The sequence below is a fragment of the Romboutsia lituseburensis genome (assembly GCF_024723825.1).
Taxonomy (GTDB): domain Bacteria; phylum Bacillota; class Clostridia; order Peptostreptococcales; family Peptostreptococcaceae; genus Romboutsia_F; species Romboutsia_F lituseburensis_A.
The window spans coordinates 31,378-51,741 of the sequence record NZ_JANQBQ010000001.1; the positions used below are offsets into that span (position 1 = coordinate 31,378).

At 26.7% G+C, this 20,364-nt stretch carries 14 protein-coding genes; 13 read left to right on the plus strand and 1 reads right to left on the minus strand.

Annotated elements, in window-relative coordinates:
* The first annotated feature begins 231 nt into the window (after positions 1-231).
* The 13 genes from cdr (at position 232) to NWE74_RS00295 (ending at position 19,189) form a co-directional block, all read left to right on the plus strand.
* Positions 232-2,727, plus strand: coding sequence for a CoA-disulfide reductase (gene cdr, locus NWE74_RS00235; protein WP_258241249.1), 2,496 nt, complete (start codon positions 232-234; stop codon positions 2,725-2,727).
* Between the two features lie 158 nt (positions 2,728-2,885).
* A complete protein-coding gene (locus tag NWE74_RS00240; RefSeq protein WP_258241250.1) occupies positions 2,886-3,599 on the plus strand; it encodes a LytR/AlgR family response regulator transcription factor in 714 nt (237 codons plus the stop codon).
* A complete protein-coding gene (locus NWE74_RS00245) occupies positions 3,593-4,957 on the plus strand; it encodes an ATP-binding protein (protein ID WP_258241251.1) in 1,365 nt (454 codons plus the stop codon). The genes NWE74_RS00240 and NWE74_RS00245 overlap by 7 nt, the downstream gene beginning before the upstream one ends.
* A 131-nt stretch (positions 4,958-5,088) precedes the next feature.
* Positions 5,089-7,641 (plus strand): ABC transporter permease, encoded by a 2,553-nt coding sequence (locus NWE74_RS00250; RefSeq protein WP_258241252.1) that lies wholly within the window; start codon positions 5,089-5,091, stop codon positions 7,639-7,641.
* 384 nt (positions 7,642-8,025) lie between these two features.
* The gene (locus NWE74_RS00255) at positions 8,026-9,342 is read left to right on the plus strand and encodes an ABC transporter substrate-binding protein (RefSeq protein WP_258241253.1); all 1,317 of its coding nucleotides are present in this window, start codon (positions 8,026-8,028) and stop codon (positions 9,340-9,342) included.
* Between the two features lie 205 nt (positions 9,343-9,547).
* Positions 9,548-10,441, plus strand: coding sequence for a sugar ABC transporter permease (locus tag NWE74_RS00260; protein ID WP_258244398.1), 894 nt, complete (start codon positions 9,548-9,550; stop codon positions 10,439-10,441).
* A complete protein-coding gene (locus NWE74_RS00265) occupies positions 10,441-11,259 on the plus strand; it encodes a carbohydrate ABC transporter permease (protein ID WP_258241254.1) in 819 nt (272 codons plus the stop codon). The genes NWE74_RS00260 and NWE74_RS00265 overlap by 1 nt, the downstream gene beginning before the upstream one ends.
* A 381-nt stretch (positions 11,260-11,640) precedes the next feature.
* Positions 11,641-12,654: a LacI family DNA-binding transcriptional regulator gene (locus NWE74_RS00270; RefSeq protein WP_258241255.1), complete on the plus strand. Its 1,014-nt coding sequence runs from the start codon at positions 11,641-11,643 to the stop codon at positions 12,652-12,654.
* A gap of 21 nt (positions 12,655-12,675) precedes the next feature.
* Positions 12,676-13,356, plus strand: a complete 681-nt coding sequence (gene pgmB, locus NWE74_RS00275) for a beta-phosphoglucomutase (RefSeq protein WP_258241256.1) — start codon at positions 12,676-12,678, stop codon at positions 13,354-13,356.
* Positions 13,357-13,382: 26 nt separating this feature from the next.
* Positions 13,383-15,695, plus strand: a complete 2,313-nt coding sequence (locus NWE74_RS00280) for a glycoside hydrolase family 65 protein (protein ID WP_258241257.1) — start codon at positions 13,383-13,385, stop codon at positions 15,693-15,695.
* A 222-nt stretch (positions 15,696-15,917) separates the two neighbouring features.
* Positions 15,918-16,931, plus strand: coding sequence for an SH3 domain-containing protein (locus tag NWE74_RS00285; RefSeq protein ID WP_258241258.1), 1,014 nt, complete (start codon positions 15,918-15,920; stop codon positions 16,929-16,931).
* Between the two features lie 339 nt (positions 16,932-17,270).
* Entirely contained in the window at positions 17,271-18,593 is a 1,323-nt protein-coding gene (locus NWE74_RS00290) for an LPXTG cell wall anchor domain-containing protein (RefSeq protein ID WP_258241259.1), read from the plus strand.
* An 8-nt stretch (positions 18,594-18,601) separates the two neighbouring features.
* The gene (locus tag NWE74_RS00295; RefSeq protein WP_258241260.1) at positions 18,602-19,189 is read left to right on the plus strand and encodes a class D sortase; all 588 of its coding nucleotides are present in this window, start codon (positions 18,602-18,604) and stop codon (positions 19,187-19,189) included.
* Positions 19,190-19,275: 86 nt separating this feature from the next.
* On the opposite strand, the gene NWE74_RS00300 is transcribed toward NWE74_RS00295, so the two are convergent.
* Positions 19,276-20,199: a CPBP family intramembrane glutamic endopeptidase gene (locus NWE74_RS00300; protein WP_258241261.1), complete on the minus strand. Its 924-nt coding sequence runs from the start codon at positions 20,197-20,199 to the stop codon at positions 19,276-19,278.
* Positions 20,200-20,364: the final 165 nt, after the last annotated feature.

A 20,364-nucleotide genomic window follows, 5' to 3' on the forward strand; every position in this document is an offset into this window, starting at 1 on the left:
AATTATATATATCAGATCATTGATAAATTATAGATTTTAATAAATGCCATACTTTAAGTAATTAAAGTATGGCATTTTTATGTGACAAAGTTACAGAACTATTTTTTTATAGATAATATAATGTGAATATGTTAAATAATTAATTACCATTTTTGAGATATTAAGAAAGATAATTAACAAACAATATAATTATTAAAATATATAATTTATATTTGGAATAGGAGAGAAATTATGTCTAAAAAAATAGTTATTGTAGGTGGAGTAGCAGGTGGGGCATCAACTGCAGCTAGACTTAGAAGATTAGATGAAAATGCAGAAATTATAATGTTTGAAAAAGGTGAATATATATCTTTTGCAAACTGTGGTCTTCCGTATTATATAGGGGGAACAATAAATGAAAGAGAAAAATTAATAGTTCAAACTGTTGAAGCTATGAGCTCAAAGTTTAATTTAGATATAAGAAACTTAAGTGAAGTTGTTAAAATAAATAAAGAAGAAAAAAAGGTAGTAGTTAAAAACCACAAAAGTGGCGAAACATATGAAGAAACTTATGATACATTAGTGTTATCTCCAGGAGCAAATCCTATAAAGCCGCCAATACCAGGTATAGATAAATGTGATAATTTATTTACATTAAGAAATATACCAGATACAGATAAGGTTAAGGCATATGTAGATAATAAAAAGCCAAAGCATGCAGTAGTAATAGGTGGAGGATTTATAGGTCTTGAAATGGCAGAAAATCTTCATGAACTAGGTATGAAAGTTACATTAGTAGAAGCAAGTGAACAAGTTATGGCTCCTCTTGATATAGAAATGGTAAGTATAGTACATGACCATTTAATAGATAAAGATGTTGAATTAATACTAAAAGATGGAGTAAATTCATTTGCTGATAATGGAAAAAAAGTAATATTATCTAGTGGTAAGGAAATCGTTACTGACATGATAATATTATCAATTGGTGTTAAACCAGAAACAACTATTGCAAAGGATGCTAATATTAAGCTAAATGAAAGAGGCGCAATTGTAGTTGATGAGTATATGAAAACATCAGATGAAAATATATACGCATTAGGTGACGCTGTAGAAATAATGGACTTTGTTAACAAAAAGCCAACTATGATACCTTTAGCTTGGCCAGCAAATAGACAAGGAAGAATAGTTGCTAATAATATATGTGGTAAAAATGAAAAATATAAAGGAACACTAGGTTCTTCAGTTGCGAAAGTATTTGATTATACAGTAGCAACTACAGGAAACAATGAAAAAACATTAAAAAGACTTGGAATTGATTATAAGGTAGTTCATATACATCCAGGATCACATGCAGGATATTATCCAGGATCATTTCCTATAGCTATGAAAATGACTTTTGACCCTAAAACAGGAAAGATATTTGGGGCACAAGGAGTAGGGATGGATGGAGTTGAAAAAAGAATAGATGTTATGGCCACAGCTATAAAGGGTGGGCTTACAGTATTTGATTTACAAGACATAGAGCCTTGTTATGCTCCACCATACAACTCAGCAAAAGATCCAGTCAATATGTTAGGATATTATGCAGAAAATATAATAGAAGGTATGGTTGATACTGTACAATGGCATGAAGTTGATGAAATAATTAAAGCTGGTGGTGTAATAATAGATGTCAGAGAAGAATTTGAATTAGTTACAGGTACAATGCCGCAATTTATACACATACCATTAGGACAATTAAGAAATAGATTAAGTGAAATACCAACAAATAAAAAATTATACGTTACTTGTCAAGTTGGGTTAAGAGGATACATTGCATGTAGAATCTTAAAAGAACATGGATTAGAATGTACAAATATTGATGGAGGAATAAAAACTTATCAATTTGTAAAAAGAGCAGAAGAAAGTATGTCTAAGCAAAATAAAAATAATAATAAAAAATTAGAAATAAAGGATGAGAAATCAGCTATGAAATTAGAAAATATAGATATAACTGAAATAAATGCACATGTTACACTAGATGCATGTGGACTTCAATGCCCAGGTCCGATAAGAAGAGTATTTGAAGAAATAAATAAAATGGAAGAAGGACAAGTGCTATTAGTAAAAGCTAGTGATCCAGGGTTTAGCAAAGATATAAGTGCTTGGTGTGAAAAAACAAGAAACACATTAATAAAAGCTGAGTTTGATAAAAATCAAAAAGCATTTGTTGCAATAATAAAAAAAGGTTCACAAAATATAGCAGCCAATCCTAGTTGTTCAATAGAAGCAAAAGAAAAAAATGGAGCAACAATGGTAGTATTCAGTGGTGACTTAGATAAAGCAATAGCATCATTTATAATAGCAACTGGAGCTGCATCAATGGGTAAAGAAGTAACAATGTTCTTTACATTCTGGGGACTTAATATACTTAAGAGAAAAGATAGACCTAAAGTATCAAAAGATACTATGGAAAAAATGTTTGATGTAATGTTACCATCTCATACAGGAAAACTTCCATTATCTAAAATGAATATGGCTGGAATGGGTCCTAAAATGATAGAGCAAATAATGAAAAAGCACAATGTAGATGATTTAGATACATTAATAACAAACGCTATAAACATGGGTGTTAAAGTAGTTGCATGTTCTATGAGTATGGATTTAATGGGAATTAAAAAAGAAGAATTTATAGATGGAGTAGAATTAGGAGGAGTTGCTGCATACTTAGGAGCAACAGAAGATTCTGGATTAAACCTATTTATATAGTTGAAATTATATAAAAATAAAGTAAAAAGCCTGGAATGAAATTTCATTTCAGGCTTTTTTATTGTAAATTTATAAAGCATATAACTAGAATTATACTATATTATTGATATATAATTAATATGGCAAGTATAAAGGGGAAGCAACATTGGAGGAAGTAAATGCTAAAAATAGCAGTATGTGAAGATGAAAAAGATCAAAGAGAGTTGATAAAAGACTACTTAACAAAAATATTAGATGAAATTAATTTGTCATATGAAATAATTACATTTAGCTCAGGAGAAGAGCTTTTTGATAATTATCCTAATGATGTAGATATATTTGTACTAGATATATTAATGGATGAAATAAATGGGATGGATATTGCAAGAAAAGTAAGAAAAATAGATGATAAAAATGCAGAGATAATATTTACTACATCATTAGTTGATTATATCCAAGAAGGATATGAAGTAAGAGCGTATAGATATCTATTAAAGCCATTAAAATATGAAGATTTAAAAAAACATATAACAAGCTGTATAAATGAGATAACTGATAAAAATAAATATATATTAGTAGATAATAAAAGTGATGCTTTAAAGATAAAAGTAAATGAAATAACATACATAGAAATAAAAAATAGAGATTTGACTATATATACGACTAGAGGAAATTATCAAATTAAAAGTACTATGAATAAGATAGAAAAAAGTTTAGAAAGTCACAATTTTTATAGATGTCATAAAAGCTTTTTAGTAAATATAGAATATGTAGATACTATAAAACAATACACTGCAAAACTTGAAAATAAAGAAGAAATTCCTATTAGCAGACATAGATTTAAAGATTTTAAAATTAAATTCTTTCGATCTATGGGAGAAAAATTATGCTAGAACTTAAAATTTACTCAGCTATACAACTAGTTAACAGTATATTTTTTGTATTATCACTTTTTGTTATGATAAAAAGAATGGGATATAAATATAAAGCGAAAGGTATATTTCTTAATATAATAAATATTATTTTAGTGGTTTTATTAATAAAGATTGAAACAAAATATTATGTTATATCAAAAGCTATAATAAAATCGATAATTTTATTCGTTTTGATTTGCAAGATTTCATATTCTTTTAGCTTAAAAAAAGCTTTATCTTATTCCGTATTATATAGCTTAATATATAAAGGTATAGAAGTTACTCTTGATATTGTTATATTGGATATTTATATCATTATGACAGAGATATTTAATTTTAGATGGGATATTGAATTTGATATTTTAAATACTATAATAATCAATTTGACCATTTTATTACTTGCATATCATTTTAATAGACTTAAAAATTTATCTATCAATAAGAAGTGTTACCTTTATACTACAATAACAATAATAATAAATGCTCTAATAATATTATTTTTACGTAAAGCATCTGATAATATATATGAACTTTATAATGTAGTTACTAATAATAAGATAAATATAAAGCAATTAAAATTATGTATGCCATTTATCAATTTTGGAGATTTAGTATTACCATATATAATAGTTGCTAGTAATATAATCTTTATATTTTCACTTATAAAATTTTTAAAATCAACTCAAGAAAAAGCTAAGATTGAAGTGCTTAATGAAAAAATTGATATGCAGTATAATTATTATTTAAATATCAAAGAATCTCAAGAAAAAGTAAGAAGGCTTTATCATGATATAAATAATCATATTACAAATATTAATATAATTCAAAATCAAAATAAAGAGGGAGATACTTATATAAATAGTATAAATAAAGAAATAAATGATTTTAAAAATACATATAATACGGGAAATATAATACTAGACATTATCCTAAATGAAAAAAGTAAATTGTGTAAGTTAAAAGATATAGATTTATCCTGTAATATAGATTTTTCAAAATGTAATTTTATAGAGATGATAGATGTATCAAGTATATTTTCGAATTTAATAGATAATGCAATAGAAGCATGTGAAAAAATCCAAGATAAAGAATACAAAAAATATATAAATATAAGAGGAACAATCGTAAAATCATATTATATTTTAAGGTGTCAAAATAGCAAAACTAATAAAGTTATATCAAAAAATCATAAGATATTAACTAGTAAAAAGGACAAGTATCTACATGGTATTGGCATTGAAAGTATAAAATCATCAATTAAAAAATATGATGGAGAAGTAGATATTCAAATTGATGAAAATAAATTTACAACTACAATATATATACAACTTAAATAAAATACATGACAGTTGCAACGGTTAAAGTACCAGTTGCGTTATATCTATTGAGTACGAAGTTAAAGGGTGTTATCTTTTTAAATATAAAAGGTAATGCCCTTTAATTTTATAGAAATAACTGGGAGGTAGATATGAAAGTTAGTACTAAGTTAGCAGTAGCATATTTAATAAGTCAAAAGGGAAAAACTCTAGCTCTTATAACTAGTATATCTTTGGCTGTAATGCTTATATTTACTTTAAATGTTATACCAGAGACTCAAAGTAAGATAAATATTGATAAAGCCTATAAAAATTTTAGTGATTATCATGTAGAGTATAGCAATTTAAGTAATGATGTAAGTAGCAATCTAAAAAATGAGAAAGAAATAAAAGAAATTTATGATGTAATAAACTTTGGTGATATTGTAGATAAAAATGGAGTTTCTATAAATTTAAATTCTTATAATAAAGATTTTTTAGATGCTTATGGATACAAAATGATAAAAGGATCTTTCCCTAAAAATGATAATGAAATAGTAATAGAAGAAAAAGCATTAAGAGAAATGAATTTAAGCAATGAATTAAATCAAGAAATTAATTTTAATGTTATTAAAAAATATGTAGATAAGAATAATGAAAATCAAATTTACACTAAACCTAATAAATTTAAAGTAGTTGGAATAATACAAAAGCCAGAGGATTATTATAAGGACAATGAATTTTTTAGTGTAAAAGGATTTACTAAACTTTCAACTAGTCAAGATATAACACCAAATGAACTTTTATCTCATAGTGGAGTTTTAAAATTTAACACCGAAAATCCTAGTATGACTATGGCAAATAAATTTATAGGAAAGTATAGATTAAATATACGTGACTTTGAATTAAATGTAGGTCTTAGTAATGTTCTAAATGAGTATAAGGATAGAAAAATGACTAAATTTAGTATAACTAATAAACTAATTCCAATGATATCAGCAGGATTAGTTATATACAATATATTTAATATTATATTAATTGATAGAACCAATCAAATTGGAGTTCTTAGAGCTATTGGTATGAAAAAGAAAAATATAAAATATATGATGGTTGTTCAAAGCTTAATAGTTCTTATTATAGGACTAGTTATAGGATTTGGCGTAGGATATGTAGTGTCTTTGATAGGTATAAATAGTATTTATGGACAAAATAAAAGTATCTATGTAAGCCAAGAAAGTATAATTGAGCCTTTAATATTAGCCACTATAGTAGTTTTTATTTGTAGTATACTATCAACACATAAAGCATCAAAAATATCTCCTGTTGAAGCTATGAAAACTACCAATAGATACACAAAAAATCAAAAGGATAGATTTTATCATAGACTAATTAAAAAAATATTTGGACTAACAGGTGAAATGGCTTTTAAAAATATTTTAAGAGATAAAAGTAAAACTATTTTATCAATACTTTCTATAAGCCTTGCAGGTTCGCTTTTTATTAGCAAGATGGCATTTTATAATGATGATGAAAATTTGGATAACAGTAGCTTGCCAATAATATCAATGGGAGATACTGATGTTATTTTAAAACATAATAGTAATAATTCAAATGAATTTTATGCTAATTATAATAAAAGTTATATTGATAATATATCAGAGATGGATAATATTAGAGAAGTTATGCCTAGTATAAATACGAGTGCATATTTAAAAACTAATATAAATAGTATTACAGATGAGGCTAAATCACTAATATCACAAAAGAAAGATAATTTAGAAGTAAATATGAGTATAAAAGGATATAATAAAAATTTTATAAAAAGCCTTGAAAAGTATATAGAATCTGGACTTAATATAAATGATGAATATATAGATAAAAATGATTCTTATCCTAGTGCACTAATTTCAAATCATTTTTACTCATCAGACCAATATTCAAATGATACACATGTTTTAAAGAAAATAAAAGTAGGAGATATTATACAAGTTAAAGTTTGTGTAGATGAAAATGGAAATTTAAAGTATAAAGATCAAAAAGTAAGAGTAGCTGGTTTATTAAACAAAGATTATGTAGTAACTCAAGATGGAGGTATGGATTCTTTATTTCAAGTGATATTAAATGAAAATGATTTTAAAAGTATAACTAATATAGAAAACTACAATAAAGTATCAGTAAAATTAGATAATAAAGACAATAAAAAAGTACATAAAGAGTTAGAAAAATTAGTTAAAAATAGTTCGTTCAAAGAAATAGAAAGTAAATATAAGTATCAGAAATATGATATAGAACAATCACAACAAAATAAAAAAGAAGTATTAGTATCAGTAATTCTTACACTTATAATATCAGTAATAAATATAATTTGCATAATTAAAGCTAATATTATGATTAGAATAAAAGAACTATCAACACTTAGAGCTATTGGTATGAGTATAAGAGATATTAAAAAGATGATAACTAAGGAAAGTATTATATATGCTATATTTAGTACAATATTATCTGCTATATCAGCAACATTAAGTAATTTTAAATTTGCATATATGATAAATACAGCAGGGGCTCAAGTAATTGGAGCAGAAAATAGTCTGTCTTATAGTATACCAATAAATGAAATACTTCAATTTGGCATAGTTACAATAATAATTTGCATATTAGCAACATATTTATCTACAAACAAATTAGTAAAATTAAGTATAGTAGAAGGCTTAAAAATAAATGGCTAATTGGAGTTAGTTAAATGAGTATAATATTGATTTTGTAGTATATTTTAATATACACCTAGGGTCATAAAAAGAATATAATTTAATACCTAAATATTATTTTAAAAGTTGTACCTAAAATTAAAGATGCTAAAATTTGTATTAATAGCTATTTATTTAATAATTGGAGTATATCTTCTTTTTATAATAAATAGCTAAGATTAACTCTCTAACATTTTGTTAGGGAGGATATTTTTGTATATTAATAAATAGCTATACAGATTTAATAAAAACTATAAAAAATTTATCTAGAAAACGGTTGCACAAAAAAGTTTCTCGTGCTACAATTCAATTATAAAGACGATGCAAGCGATTGTCTAAAAAATAAAAAATAGGGGGATTTTTCACATGGGACTAAAGAAAATATTAAGTCTAGTTACGGTAACAATGTTAGTAGCATCGAGTGTAGTAGGATGTAGTTCAAGTGGAGGTAATACATCTAAAGACGCAAAAGGAGATCAAGTTAAAGTAGATATTTTCCAATTTAAAGTAGAGGCTAAGGACGCTCTAGAAAAAGCAGCTGAAGTTTATGAAGAAAAAAATCCTAATGTCGACATAAACATAGAAACAGTTGGTGGAGGTAATGATTACGGAGCGGCTTTAAGATCTAAATTCCAATCAGGACAAGAGCCAACAATATTTAACGTAGGTGGTCCACAAGATGTTAAGGACTGGGATGGAAAGCTAGAAAATTTAAAAGATGAGACTTGGGTAAAAGAAGCATTTGATGGAACATTAGGTTCAGTTACAACTGATGATGGAATATTCGGTATGCCATTTAACCAAGAAGGATATGGATTTATATATAACAAAGAAATATTTAAAAAAGCTGGAATAGACCCAGCTACAATAACAAGCTATGATGCACTACAAAAAGCTGTTGAAACTCTAGATTCTAAAAAAGGTGATTTAGGACTTGATTCAGTATTTGCAGTACCAGGTAAAGAAAAGTGGGTTACAGGACTTCACTTATTAAATACAGCTTTAGCTAATGAGTTTGAAAGTGGAAAACAAGCATATGAAGCTAAAGAATTAGGATTTAAATACAACAAAGAATTAAAAGATTTATTAGACTTACAAGTTAAATATGCTTTCAAACCAGATGGAAAAAATGGATCTATAAATAGTGTTGACTATGCTATGCAAATAGAACAAAAATATTCAACTGGAAAAGTTGCAATGGTACAAATGGGTAACTGGGCATATGGAGGAATAGAAGGAGTTAACAAAGATATAGCTGCTAATTCTGGAATATTACCAATGCCAGTAAAAGGTGTTAAAGAAGATTGTATACCTGTAGGTGTTCCAATGTATTGGTCTATAAATAAAAATAAAGATGATGCTGAAAAGAAAGCAGCTAAGGAATTCTTAAATTGGTTATACACTTCAGATGAAGGTAAGAAAATGATAATAGAAGACTTCAAATTTATACCAGCATTTAAAGGATATGAAAGCGATGCACTACAACCAAAAGATCCATTATCAGCAGATGTATTAAAATATGCTAATGAAGGAAAAACTATGCCATGGGTATTCATGGGATATCCAAGTGGATGGGGAGAAAATGTAGTTGGTGCTGATATTCAAAAATACATAGATGGAAGCATGAGCTGGGATGATTTAGTTAAAAATGCACAAAAAACTTGGGCAGATGAAAGAAAATAATATATAAGTAGAAATTAACTATAGGGCGCTATTTTAGAGTAAGTTTGTACTTGTACTTTAAGGTAGCCCCTTATCTTAAAATTATAGAAATAAGAGTAAGATAGAGAAGTTAAATATAATCGGAGTTTAAAAAATCCATTAAGGGGGAAACGTAATGTCAGTTAACACTGAAGTAGTTAAGGATGAAAATAAAGCTACTAATAAAATGAACAATAAAAAAACGAAGTCTAAAAGAAGTAAAAAAAATAACCTAGCATATTGGGCTTTTGTAGGACCTAGTTTATTTGCATTTGCGTTAGTAATATTTATACCTTTAGTATTAGGTATATACTATTCATTCACTGACTGGAATGGGATCAGTTCAGAAATAAATTTCGTGGGATTTGAAAATTACATAAAAGCTTTTTCAGATGAGTCATTTAGAAACTCATTCATATTTACTACTAAATTCACTGTAGCATCAGTAATAGTTATAAATGTTATAGGGTTTTTATTAGCACTTCTAGTAACTAGAGAATCGAAAATAAGTAATTTACTAAGAACAATATTCTTTATGCCAAATTTAATTGGTGGTTTAATTCTAGGATTTATATGGCAATTCATATTTGTAAATGTATTCAATGGAATAGGTGAAGCTTTAGGTCAACAGTGGCTTATGGGGTGGTTATCTAACGAGACAACAGGATTTTGGGGAATGGTAATCATAGTAGCTTGGCAAATGGCAGGATACGTTATGGTTGTATATGTAGCAGGTCTACAAAATGTTCCACCAGAATTAAATGAAGCTGCAAAAATAGATGGAGCTAACTGGTGGCAAAGACTAAGAAATATTACAATACCAATGGTTAGACCAGCATTTACAATAAGTTTATTCTTAACACTTTCTAACTCATTTAAATTATTTGATCAAAACTTAGCACTAACAAACGGTGGACCAGGTAATGCAACTCAAATGATAGCACTAAATATTTATCAGACAGCATTCTCACTTAATAAAATAAATTTAGCACAAGCTAAAGCTGTAATATTCTTTGTATTAGTTGCAGTTATAGGTTTGGTTCAAGTATATATTACTAAAAAAGGTGAGGTGGAAGCATAATGAAAAACAAAGTATCAAAATGGGGAATGAATATTTTAGGAGTTATATTAGCAATAATTTGTTTATCTCCTTTTTATATAGTAATTGTAAACTCATTTAAATCTAAAGGAGAATTATTTGAAAGTACATTAGCTCTACCTAAAGCAGCAAACATAGATAACTATACAAATGCTTGGGAAAAGCTAGATTTTATAAAAGTACTAGGAAACTCATTGTTTATAACGATTATAAGTGTTTTATTTATAATATTATTTGCATCTATGGCAGCATGGATGTTACAAAGAACTAATTCAAAGATATGTAATATAATATTAGTTATTTTAGTTGCTTCAATGTTAGTAACTTTCCAATCAATAATGTTACCTCTTGTAAATATAATGGGTAAATTAAACCTTCTTAATGTACCAGGAATTATATTTATGTATATAGGATTTGGATCAGCCTCAGCAATATTCTTATATCATGGATTTGTAAAAAGTATTCCAAAAGAGCTTGATGAAGCTGCATTAATAGATGGATGTAGTAAGTGGCAAACATTTAGATATATAATATTCCCACTTTTAAAACCTATATCTATAACAGTTGCAATACTTAACACTGTTTGGATATGGAATGACTTCTTATTACCATCACTTGTAATTAACACACCAGAAACTAGAACTATACCTTTATCAATGTTCTTCTTCTTTGGACAATATACAAAGCAATGGGATCTAGCACTTGCAGGATTAGTTTTAACAATAATACCAGTATTAGTATTCTACTTCTTTGCACAAAAACACATAATAAAGAGTGTTACATCAGGAAGTATAAAATAGGCAAAGTTAACTCATATATTTAATATAGCTATGCTAGTTAAAAATCACCTTCCAGCATAAGTTTTTAATTGTTTGTATACACATTTAGCTAGCATAGTTAGAAAAATAGTAATTAATATATACAAATTGGATAAAAATGGTTTAGTTGTATTGAAATTCTGTGGAAATACTGTAAACTTGAAGATGCCATAATTTTTAACAAAAAATTAAAAATTATAAATCCTAATTACGAATACTTTTTAATATATTTAGAGTTATTTAATATTGCCTAAAATAAAATTAAAATGGTTAATATAAGTATTTAGTAGATTTTAATTAATATAAGATGAAAATATCAGTAGAGCTTATTAATTATTAAGTACTGTTATATGGGAGGAAAAAATGAAAGTTACAATAAAAGATGTGGCTAGAGAAGCGAATGTGGCAACATCGACGGTATCTAGAGTATTATCAGATAATCCAAGAATAAGTGATGAAACTAAAAAAAGAGTAAATGAAGCTATAAAAAAGCTAAATTATAAACCAAATCCAATAGCTAGAAGTCTAGCAAAAAATGAAACAAGAATATTAGGGGTAGTACTTCCAAGTGATGCTAATGATTTACTTGCAAATCCATTTTTTATAAATGCTATGAAGGGTATGAGTATGTATGCACAAAGTAAAAACTATTATATAACTTATGCTTTTAGCAAAAATGAAGAAAATGAAGTTGAAAATATAAAAGAAATGACAAGTAGCAATTTAGTAGATGGAGTAATACTTTTAAGGGTAAGAGAAAATGATGAAAGTGTAAGATATTTAAAAGATAAAAAGTTTCCATTTGTAGTAGTCGGAAGACCCGAATATCCTAATGAAGTTTTATGGGTGGATAATAACAATTTTCAAGCTATGTACAAAGTTGTTAATCAGCTAATAGAAAAAGGGCATAGAAAAATAGGATTTGCAGGAGCTATGAAAAATCTAAACATGTCTAGAGATAGATTTGAAGGATATAAAAAAGCATTGGAAATGAATAATATAGAATTTGATGAAAGTTTAGTTGTACACAAAGACGAATTTAAGGAATATGAAGGAGAAAGTGCATGTAAATATCTTTTAGAAAATAAAGACATAACTGCCATTGTAACAATAGATGATTTACTTGCATTTGGAGTTTTAAAAGAGCTTAAAAGACAAAAAATTAAAAACATAGCAGTAGTAGGTTTTAATAATACTCAATTAGCACAGCATCAAAAACCACCGCTAGCATCTGTTGATATAAATGCAGATAAGCTAGGATATCAAGCTACTAAGTTACTTATACAAACATTAGAAGATAATAAAGATAGTGATACTACTCACTATATTGTGAATACTGAGTTTGTTGAGAGAAAGTCTTTTATTAGCAACAAATAAGATTAAACGGGGAGATAATAAATGATAGAAGCTTTTATATTCGATTTAGATGGGGTTATAACAGACACTGCTAAATTTCATTATTTAGCATGGAAAGAGTTGGGATTAAAAATAGATATAGAAATAGATGAAGAGTTTAATGAAAGCTTAAAAGGCATAAGTAGAATGGAGTCTTTAGAAAGAATATTAATTAAAGGAAATAAACAAAATGAGTTTACTTTAAAAGAAAAAGAAGATTTAGCTAATGATAAAAATAAATATTATGTTGAGCTAATTAAGCATATTTCACCTAAAGATATATTACCGGGAATAGAAAATTTATTAAAAGAGATAAAATTAAATAATATAAAAATAGGACTAGCCTCAGCTAGCAAAAATGCAACTATGGTTTTAAATAACCTAGGACTAAATAGTTACTTTGACTTTATAGCAGATGCAGCAAAGTGTAAAAATAGTAAGCCAAATCCAGAAATATTTATAATGGCAGCAAATGGCTTAGATGTAGATCCACTAAATAGCATAGGCATAGAAGATGCTATGGCAGGTATTGATGCTATAAACAGTGCCAACATGTACTCAGTAGGCGTTGGAGATAAAGATTCTTTAAGTAAAGCAAATATAGTATTTGAAAATACACAAAATATAGATTTCAATCAAATAGTAAATTCATATAAGGCTTGTAAGTATATAACAAATATATAAATATGAATAATTCAGGGGGATTTTTTATGAGACGTTTATTTGATAATATAAATGAATGGAAGATAATTCAAGATAAAATAGAATTTGATGAAAATAGACTAGCAGAATCTATAATGAGTTTAGGTAACGGGTATATGGGGATGAGAGGTAATTATGAAGAAACATATACCAACGATAGTCATAGAGGTTCATATATAGGAGGGATTTGGTATCCAGATAAAACTAGAGTAGGTTGGTGGAAAAATGGATATCCAAATTACTTTGGAAAAGTTCCAAATAGTGTAAACTACATAGGAATAGATGTATATATAAATGGTGAAATATTAGACTTAGCAAAAGCTAAAGTAATCGATTTTTATAGAGAATTAGATATGGAAAATGGAGTGCTAACTCGTAAGTTTGTAGCCGATATAAATGGAAAGAAAATAGAAGCTTCAGTAACTAGATTTTTAAGTATAAAAACTAAAGAATTAGGTGTTATAAAATATGAAGTTAAAGCATTAAATTTTGATGGAGAGATAACGTTTACACCATATTTGAATAGTGATGTGAAAAATGAAGATTCTAATTATGAAGAAGCTTTTTGGGTTAATGTAAGCACTGAATCTAGTGAAAAACATGGGAATGTAGTTGCAAGAACTAAAGATAATCCATTTAATACAGAAGTATTTACAATATGCGCAAATATGAGTATAAAAACTAATAAAGAACCAAAAGAAAATACTCATATGAACAAAGAATATTATAGTGAAAATAAAATAGTATTAGATATTAAAAAAGATGAGAGTGTATCTATAGAAAAGTATGTTGCAATAACTACTACAAGAGATCATAACGAAGCTCATTTAATAGAAAAGTCAAAAGAGATACTTAACAATCAAATAATCAAAGGCTATGAAACAGTATTAAAGGAGCATATGAATGCTTGGAATAAAAGATGGAAAAGTGCTGATATTAAAATAGAAGGTGATACATTAGCACAACAAGGTATAAGATATAACTTATTCCAATTATTCTCAACATACTATGGTGAAGATGCTAGATTAAACATAGGACCTAAAGGATTTACAGGAGAAAAATATGGAGGTGCAACTTATTGGGACACAGAAGCATACTGTTTACCAGTTTATTTAGGAGTAGCACCAAAAGAAGTATCAAAAAATCTTTTAGTATATAGACACAATCAATTAGACAAAGCAATAGAAAATGCTAAAAAATTAGGGCTAAGTGGAGCACTATATCCAATGGTAACATTCAATGGAGAAGAATGCCATAATGAATGGGAAATAACATTTGAAGAAATACACAGAAATGGAAGTATAGTATATGCAATTTATAACTATACAAACTATACAGGTGACTTTGAATATATAAAAGAAAAAGGAATTGATGTAATAGTAGAAGTAGCAAGATTTTGGGCTAGTAGAGTACATTTAAACAAAAGACGTAATTTATATATGATTCATGGTGTTACAGGACCTAATGAATATGATAATAACGTAAACAACAACTGGTACACTAATTACCTAGCAAAATGGTGTTTAGAATACGCAGTTAACAATATAAAATGGTTAGAAAAAGAAAATATACAATCAGTAAATAGAAATAATGTAAATAAAGAAGAATTAGAAAATTGGTTAAAAATAAGCTCTAAAATGTATTTACCATATGATGAAGAGTTAGATATAATAGTTCAACATGATGATTTTTTAGATAAAGAACTTATAAAAGTTAAAGATTTACCAAAAGGAAATCTACCATTAAATCAAAACTGGTCATGGGATAAAATACTTAGATCATGCTTTATAAAACAAGCAGATGTATTACAAGGAATGTACTATTTTGGCAATAAATTTAGTAAAGAAGAGAAGAAAAGCAACTTTGATTTCTATGAACCATATACAGTTCATGAATCATCTTTATCACCAAGTATATACTCTATAATAGCATGTGAAATAGACAATTTAGAAAAAGCTTATGAACTTTACTCAAGAACAGCTAGACTTGACTTAGATAATTATAATAATGACACAGAAGATGGACTTCATATAACTTCAATGTCGGGGGCATGGCTTTCAATAGTGCAAGGATTTGCAGGTATGCAAACGTTTGAACAGAGTCTTAGGTTTGCACCAAAACTACCACAAAATTGGGATGGATATAGTTTTAATATAAATTATAGAGATAATTTATTGAAGATTGAAGTTGATAAAGAAGATGTTAAAATATCAAATATAAGTAATAAGTCAATAAATGTTAGTATATATGGTGAAGAATATAAACTAGAAGATAAAATAGTTATTCCTATAGAAGTTAATAAAAATTTCTGTAATGCTTAAATAAAATAAATTGATATAAAAGTACTTGATTTATGAAAGTTAATAAATTAAGTATTTTTTTGTAAGAATTTTAAATCATTTAAATTATTCAATTTAGCATCAAAAGGGATATATAACATTAATTAGCACAAACAATGTAGAATATAATATTTAAAACTAGCATATGTCGTGTATAATAGTATTTAGATGATATTATATAGCAGCAAATGGGAGAGTATAACTATGAGCAAAACATTTTTACAATTTAAAAATAAACTTAAGGAAATAGTATTAACTATACTTTTGATTGGTACAACAGTTATAAATGTAGATGCAGCATCTAAAGAAGCCCTAACTACTGAAAATGTTAATTTAAGGACAGTAATGGATGCTAAATCTGAAGTATTAACTACGATAGAAAAAAACTCTGAAATAGAAATAGTACAAGAAAATGATACTTGGTGCAAAATAAAGTACAAAGATAAAGAAGGCTATAGTGATAAAAAATATATAAAAACAATAGATAGATATGCAAGTACATTGGGAGAAGTTTCTGTAGGCTATGATAAATTAAATGTAAGGGGTAGTGCTAAAGATACAGATAATGTTCTAGGAAACCTTACGACAGGTTCTAGTGTTGAGATAATAGGAGCTGTAGGCGAGTATTATGAAATTAATTATGAAGGTAAAGTAGGCTATGTGTTAAAAAAACATATAAAAGTAAATGATGATAGTATTAAAAATTTAGATGAAAAAAAACGTAAATTTGTAATAGCAAATATACATACTTTAAATATGAGAAGTGGACCTGACACAACATATGAAAGAATTTCAAAAGTACGTAAAGATGCAGTATTAGATGTAATAGCTAGTTATCCTAATGAATGGTTAAAAATAAGATACAATGGCAATATAGGATATGTTTCTAGAGACTTTGTCAAAGATATAAAAAACATAAACACTCTAAGTAAAAAAGTAAAAGTTGTAGACAATGTTGATACTTTGTATATGAGGCAAACTCCTTCTTTAAATGCAAAAATAATTAAAGAATTAAAAAGTGGGCAAAAGGTAAATGCGATTATAGATGGATCAACTAAGCCAGGATGGATAAAGATAAAAGATGATAATGTCGATGGATATGTGGATGTTAGTTATATTGAAGATTATAAGTCTAAAGGTAATCTTAGCATAAAGCAAACAATAAATGATATGTTAGATAATATGGTAGATAAGATATTTAATTTAATATCAAATTAATTTTAAATAATAATCTAATTATAATAGAGCCATTGAGTGAAAAATAAATTTCACTCAATGGCTCTATATTTTTTAGCAACGGACGAAGTCGTTGGCTATAGGAAGTGTATCGCCCACGCAGTGGCTTAAGCGAAGCGACTTTTTTACAGATAAGTAAATTATGATAACTTATAAATTCACAAAAACATATAAATTGATTTTAAAAAATAGTATTTTTGGAAATATTGTAAATGAATTAAATTACAACATATGGTAGTAAAAATATAATATAATATAGACTATAGGGACTAATTATGGATAAAACAAAGTTTAAGTGGTAAACAATTGGGAGGATGAAATATGGCTTTAAAAAAAATGAAAAATAAATGCTTAGCTATAGGGCTTACAGTAGTTTTTTCTGGAGGAAACATACTATTAGCTAGTGCAAATGAAACTATAAATAATAATGAGAAAAATTTAAAAATAGAAAAACAACATAACAATGAAGAAACAAAGACATATATATTTAAAAATAAAATAATAATAGAAAATGAATCAGAAAATGAAAAAAAACTAAATAGAGAAAATCTAAGTGAGACTAGTCATGTAGAAGAAAAAGAAGGAAAGATATATGTAACTCTAGGCTTTAATGAAAAAATTGATGAAAAAAGCAATTTAGAGATACTAGTAAATGATAAGGTAGTAAATCATGAAACAATAGAAAATAAACTAAACAAAGATAATACAAGTGTAAAATTTGAAGTCAGTTCATTAAAAGATAAAATAACTGTTAAAAAGAACATAACTGATTTAAATACGCAAACTAAATATGACATTGTATTAGTTAAAGAATCTGTAAATGAAGAATTTACAAGTAAAGAAGAAAATACAAATAAGCCACAAGATAATAATACAAAGCCAGTAGATAAAAATATTCAAGCTAATAAAAATGAACAAGCAAACCTAGAAAAAACAGAAAATCAAACATCTCAAGTGAAAAATATTAAATCTAATATAGGGAAACTGAGTTCAATAGAAAACACAGTAAAAGTAAATAACGTAGAAAATTCAGCTAATAATAATACGATTAATAATCTAAATCCTACAAATAAGACATATACTCGTAGTGGTCAGATACTACAAAAACCATCAACAAGTGGAAAATTAAGTTCTATAAAAAATGATATTATCGCATTAAGTGAAGAAGCTAAAGCATTAGGTAGTGAACAGTTAAATGATATTACATTTATAGAAGAAGTTAATGGAAAAACATATGCTATATTTGATTTTATAGATGCAGTAGCATCAGATTCAAATATAAGAATAGATGTTAATGACAAACAAGTGTCATATGAAACTATATCTAGTCACTTAGCAAAAGGTAGAATGAGAATAAAATTTGAAATACCAAATATATATGCAGATATAAAAGTAAAAAGCTATGTAGAAATTAAAAAGAAAGATATAGAATATAATGTAAAATTAATTAAGAGTACTTTAAAAGTTGAAAGTGAAAATTCAACTCAAACAAATAATAACAACAATAACAATAATAATTCATCTACAACTACAAAGCCTAAATTGCCACAAACAGGTATTGGATTTGATGGTGCTATGATAACAGGGCTTGGAGCAACTATGATAGTGGCTGGAGCAGCATTAACTAAGAAAAAGGATGAATAAAAATTAACATGAAAAACAAGTACAGAAAAATAATAGGAATAACCCTTATAGTATTAGGATGCTGTATAGTAGGTGTTAGAGTTGGTGGCAAATATTTATTTGAACAATCAAGTAAACAAGAGGTAAATAAATTTTTAGAAAAAGACATACCAACTATCGATACAAAAAAAAGTAAATCCGTAAAAGAAATATACAAATGTATAAAGCCTGGAGATAAAATAGGAGTTATTGAAATAGAAGACCTTGGAGTACAACACATAATTGTAGAGGATACACAAGAAGATCAAATTAAAAAGAGTGTAGGTCATTTTATAGAAACATCAATGCCTGGTCAGTTTGGTAATTTCTCATTAGCAGGTCATAGAAATAATTTATACAACGAGGTATTTAAAGGATTGGCAGATGTTGAAATTGGAACAGAAATAGTTATAAAGGCATTAAATGGAGAATTTAAATATCAAATATATAAAAAAGAAGTCATAGAACCAGATGATTTTGATGTTTTAAGTCAAGATTATAGCAAAAAAGAAATGACTATAATTACTTGCACAAAAGACGGTAAAAAAAGAGTTTGTGTAAAAGCTAAGTTAACATAAAGGTTAACAGATTAAAATTTTATAAAGATTGAAAAATAATAAAAGCTCTTATGACTATTTTAGTCGTAAGAGCTTTTTATATAATTCTACAATATAGAGGACTTTTTAAAACATCCTTTTTTATCTAAAAGCAATAAAATTAAAATAGAAGCAACTAAAATAATAGTGCTAACAATACCAGCTTCAGGACCAAAAGGTCCACCTGTAACAAAATCGCTACCAATTAATTTAAAATCCATCAAACTTCCAACGGGAACATTATTACCACTAACTTCAAATCCAAATAAGTTACCTTGAGCAAAATTCCAAGCACTATGCATTCCACAAACAGCCCATAAATCATTTGTCTTAATAACACAAAGTCCATAGAATAAACCAACTAAAGCTATATTTATTACAGCAATATAATTTACATTTGGATTTAATAAATGCATAAATGAGAATAATAAAGAAGAAATGATTAAGCCTAACACTATATTATACCTAGCACCTAATACATTCATTAGCCATCCTCTTGTAAGAATCTCCTCAGTACCACCTTGAATAATCCAACCAACTAAAAATATTAAAATAACTGGTAAAGAAGATATACCAACAGGCTGAATTGGATTTTTATCAATTGTTATATAACCAAATCCATATAGAATTAAAACAATTATACCCATCATAATAATACCAATTAAAAAGCCTATTAGATATTTTCTTAGCCAAGCATCTTTAGCAAATCCGATAGATGAAATTTTTCTTTTTTCAATGACTTTAACTCTAAAAAACACAAGTAATGATGAAAATGCAAATAAAACTAAAGAAACCATTAAAATAATTGGCTCTTGATTTAAAATAAAAAATTCAGAGTTATTAAAAGCTAATAAAAATGGTAATAAAATAAGTTGACCGATAAAATTACCGCCATACATAAAAATAAGCAGCAATATTATACCCCAAATTATATTGGGAAGTTTTTTACTTTTCTTAGCCTCATCAACAAGGCTTACATTTCGTGTAAACATAAATATCTCCTTTATAAAATTAAAAATATTGTACTCAAATTAATTATATATAAATTACCAATAAATAGCAAAGTGATAAAGCAATAATAAAATTTACAAAAAAATAAAAAATTCACTTGCAAATAAAAGTGTATTACATATATAATACAGATATAATGTGTATTA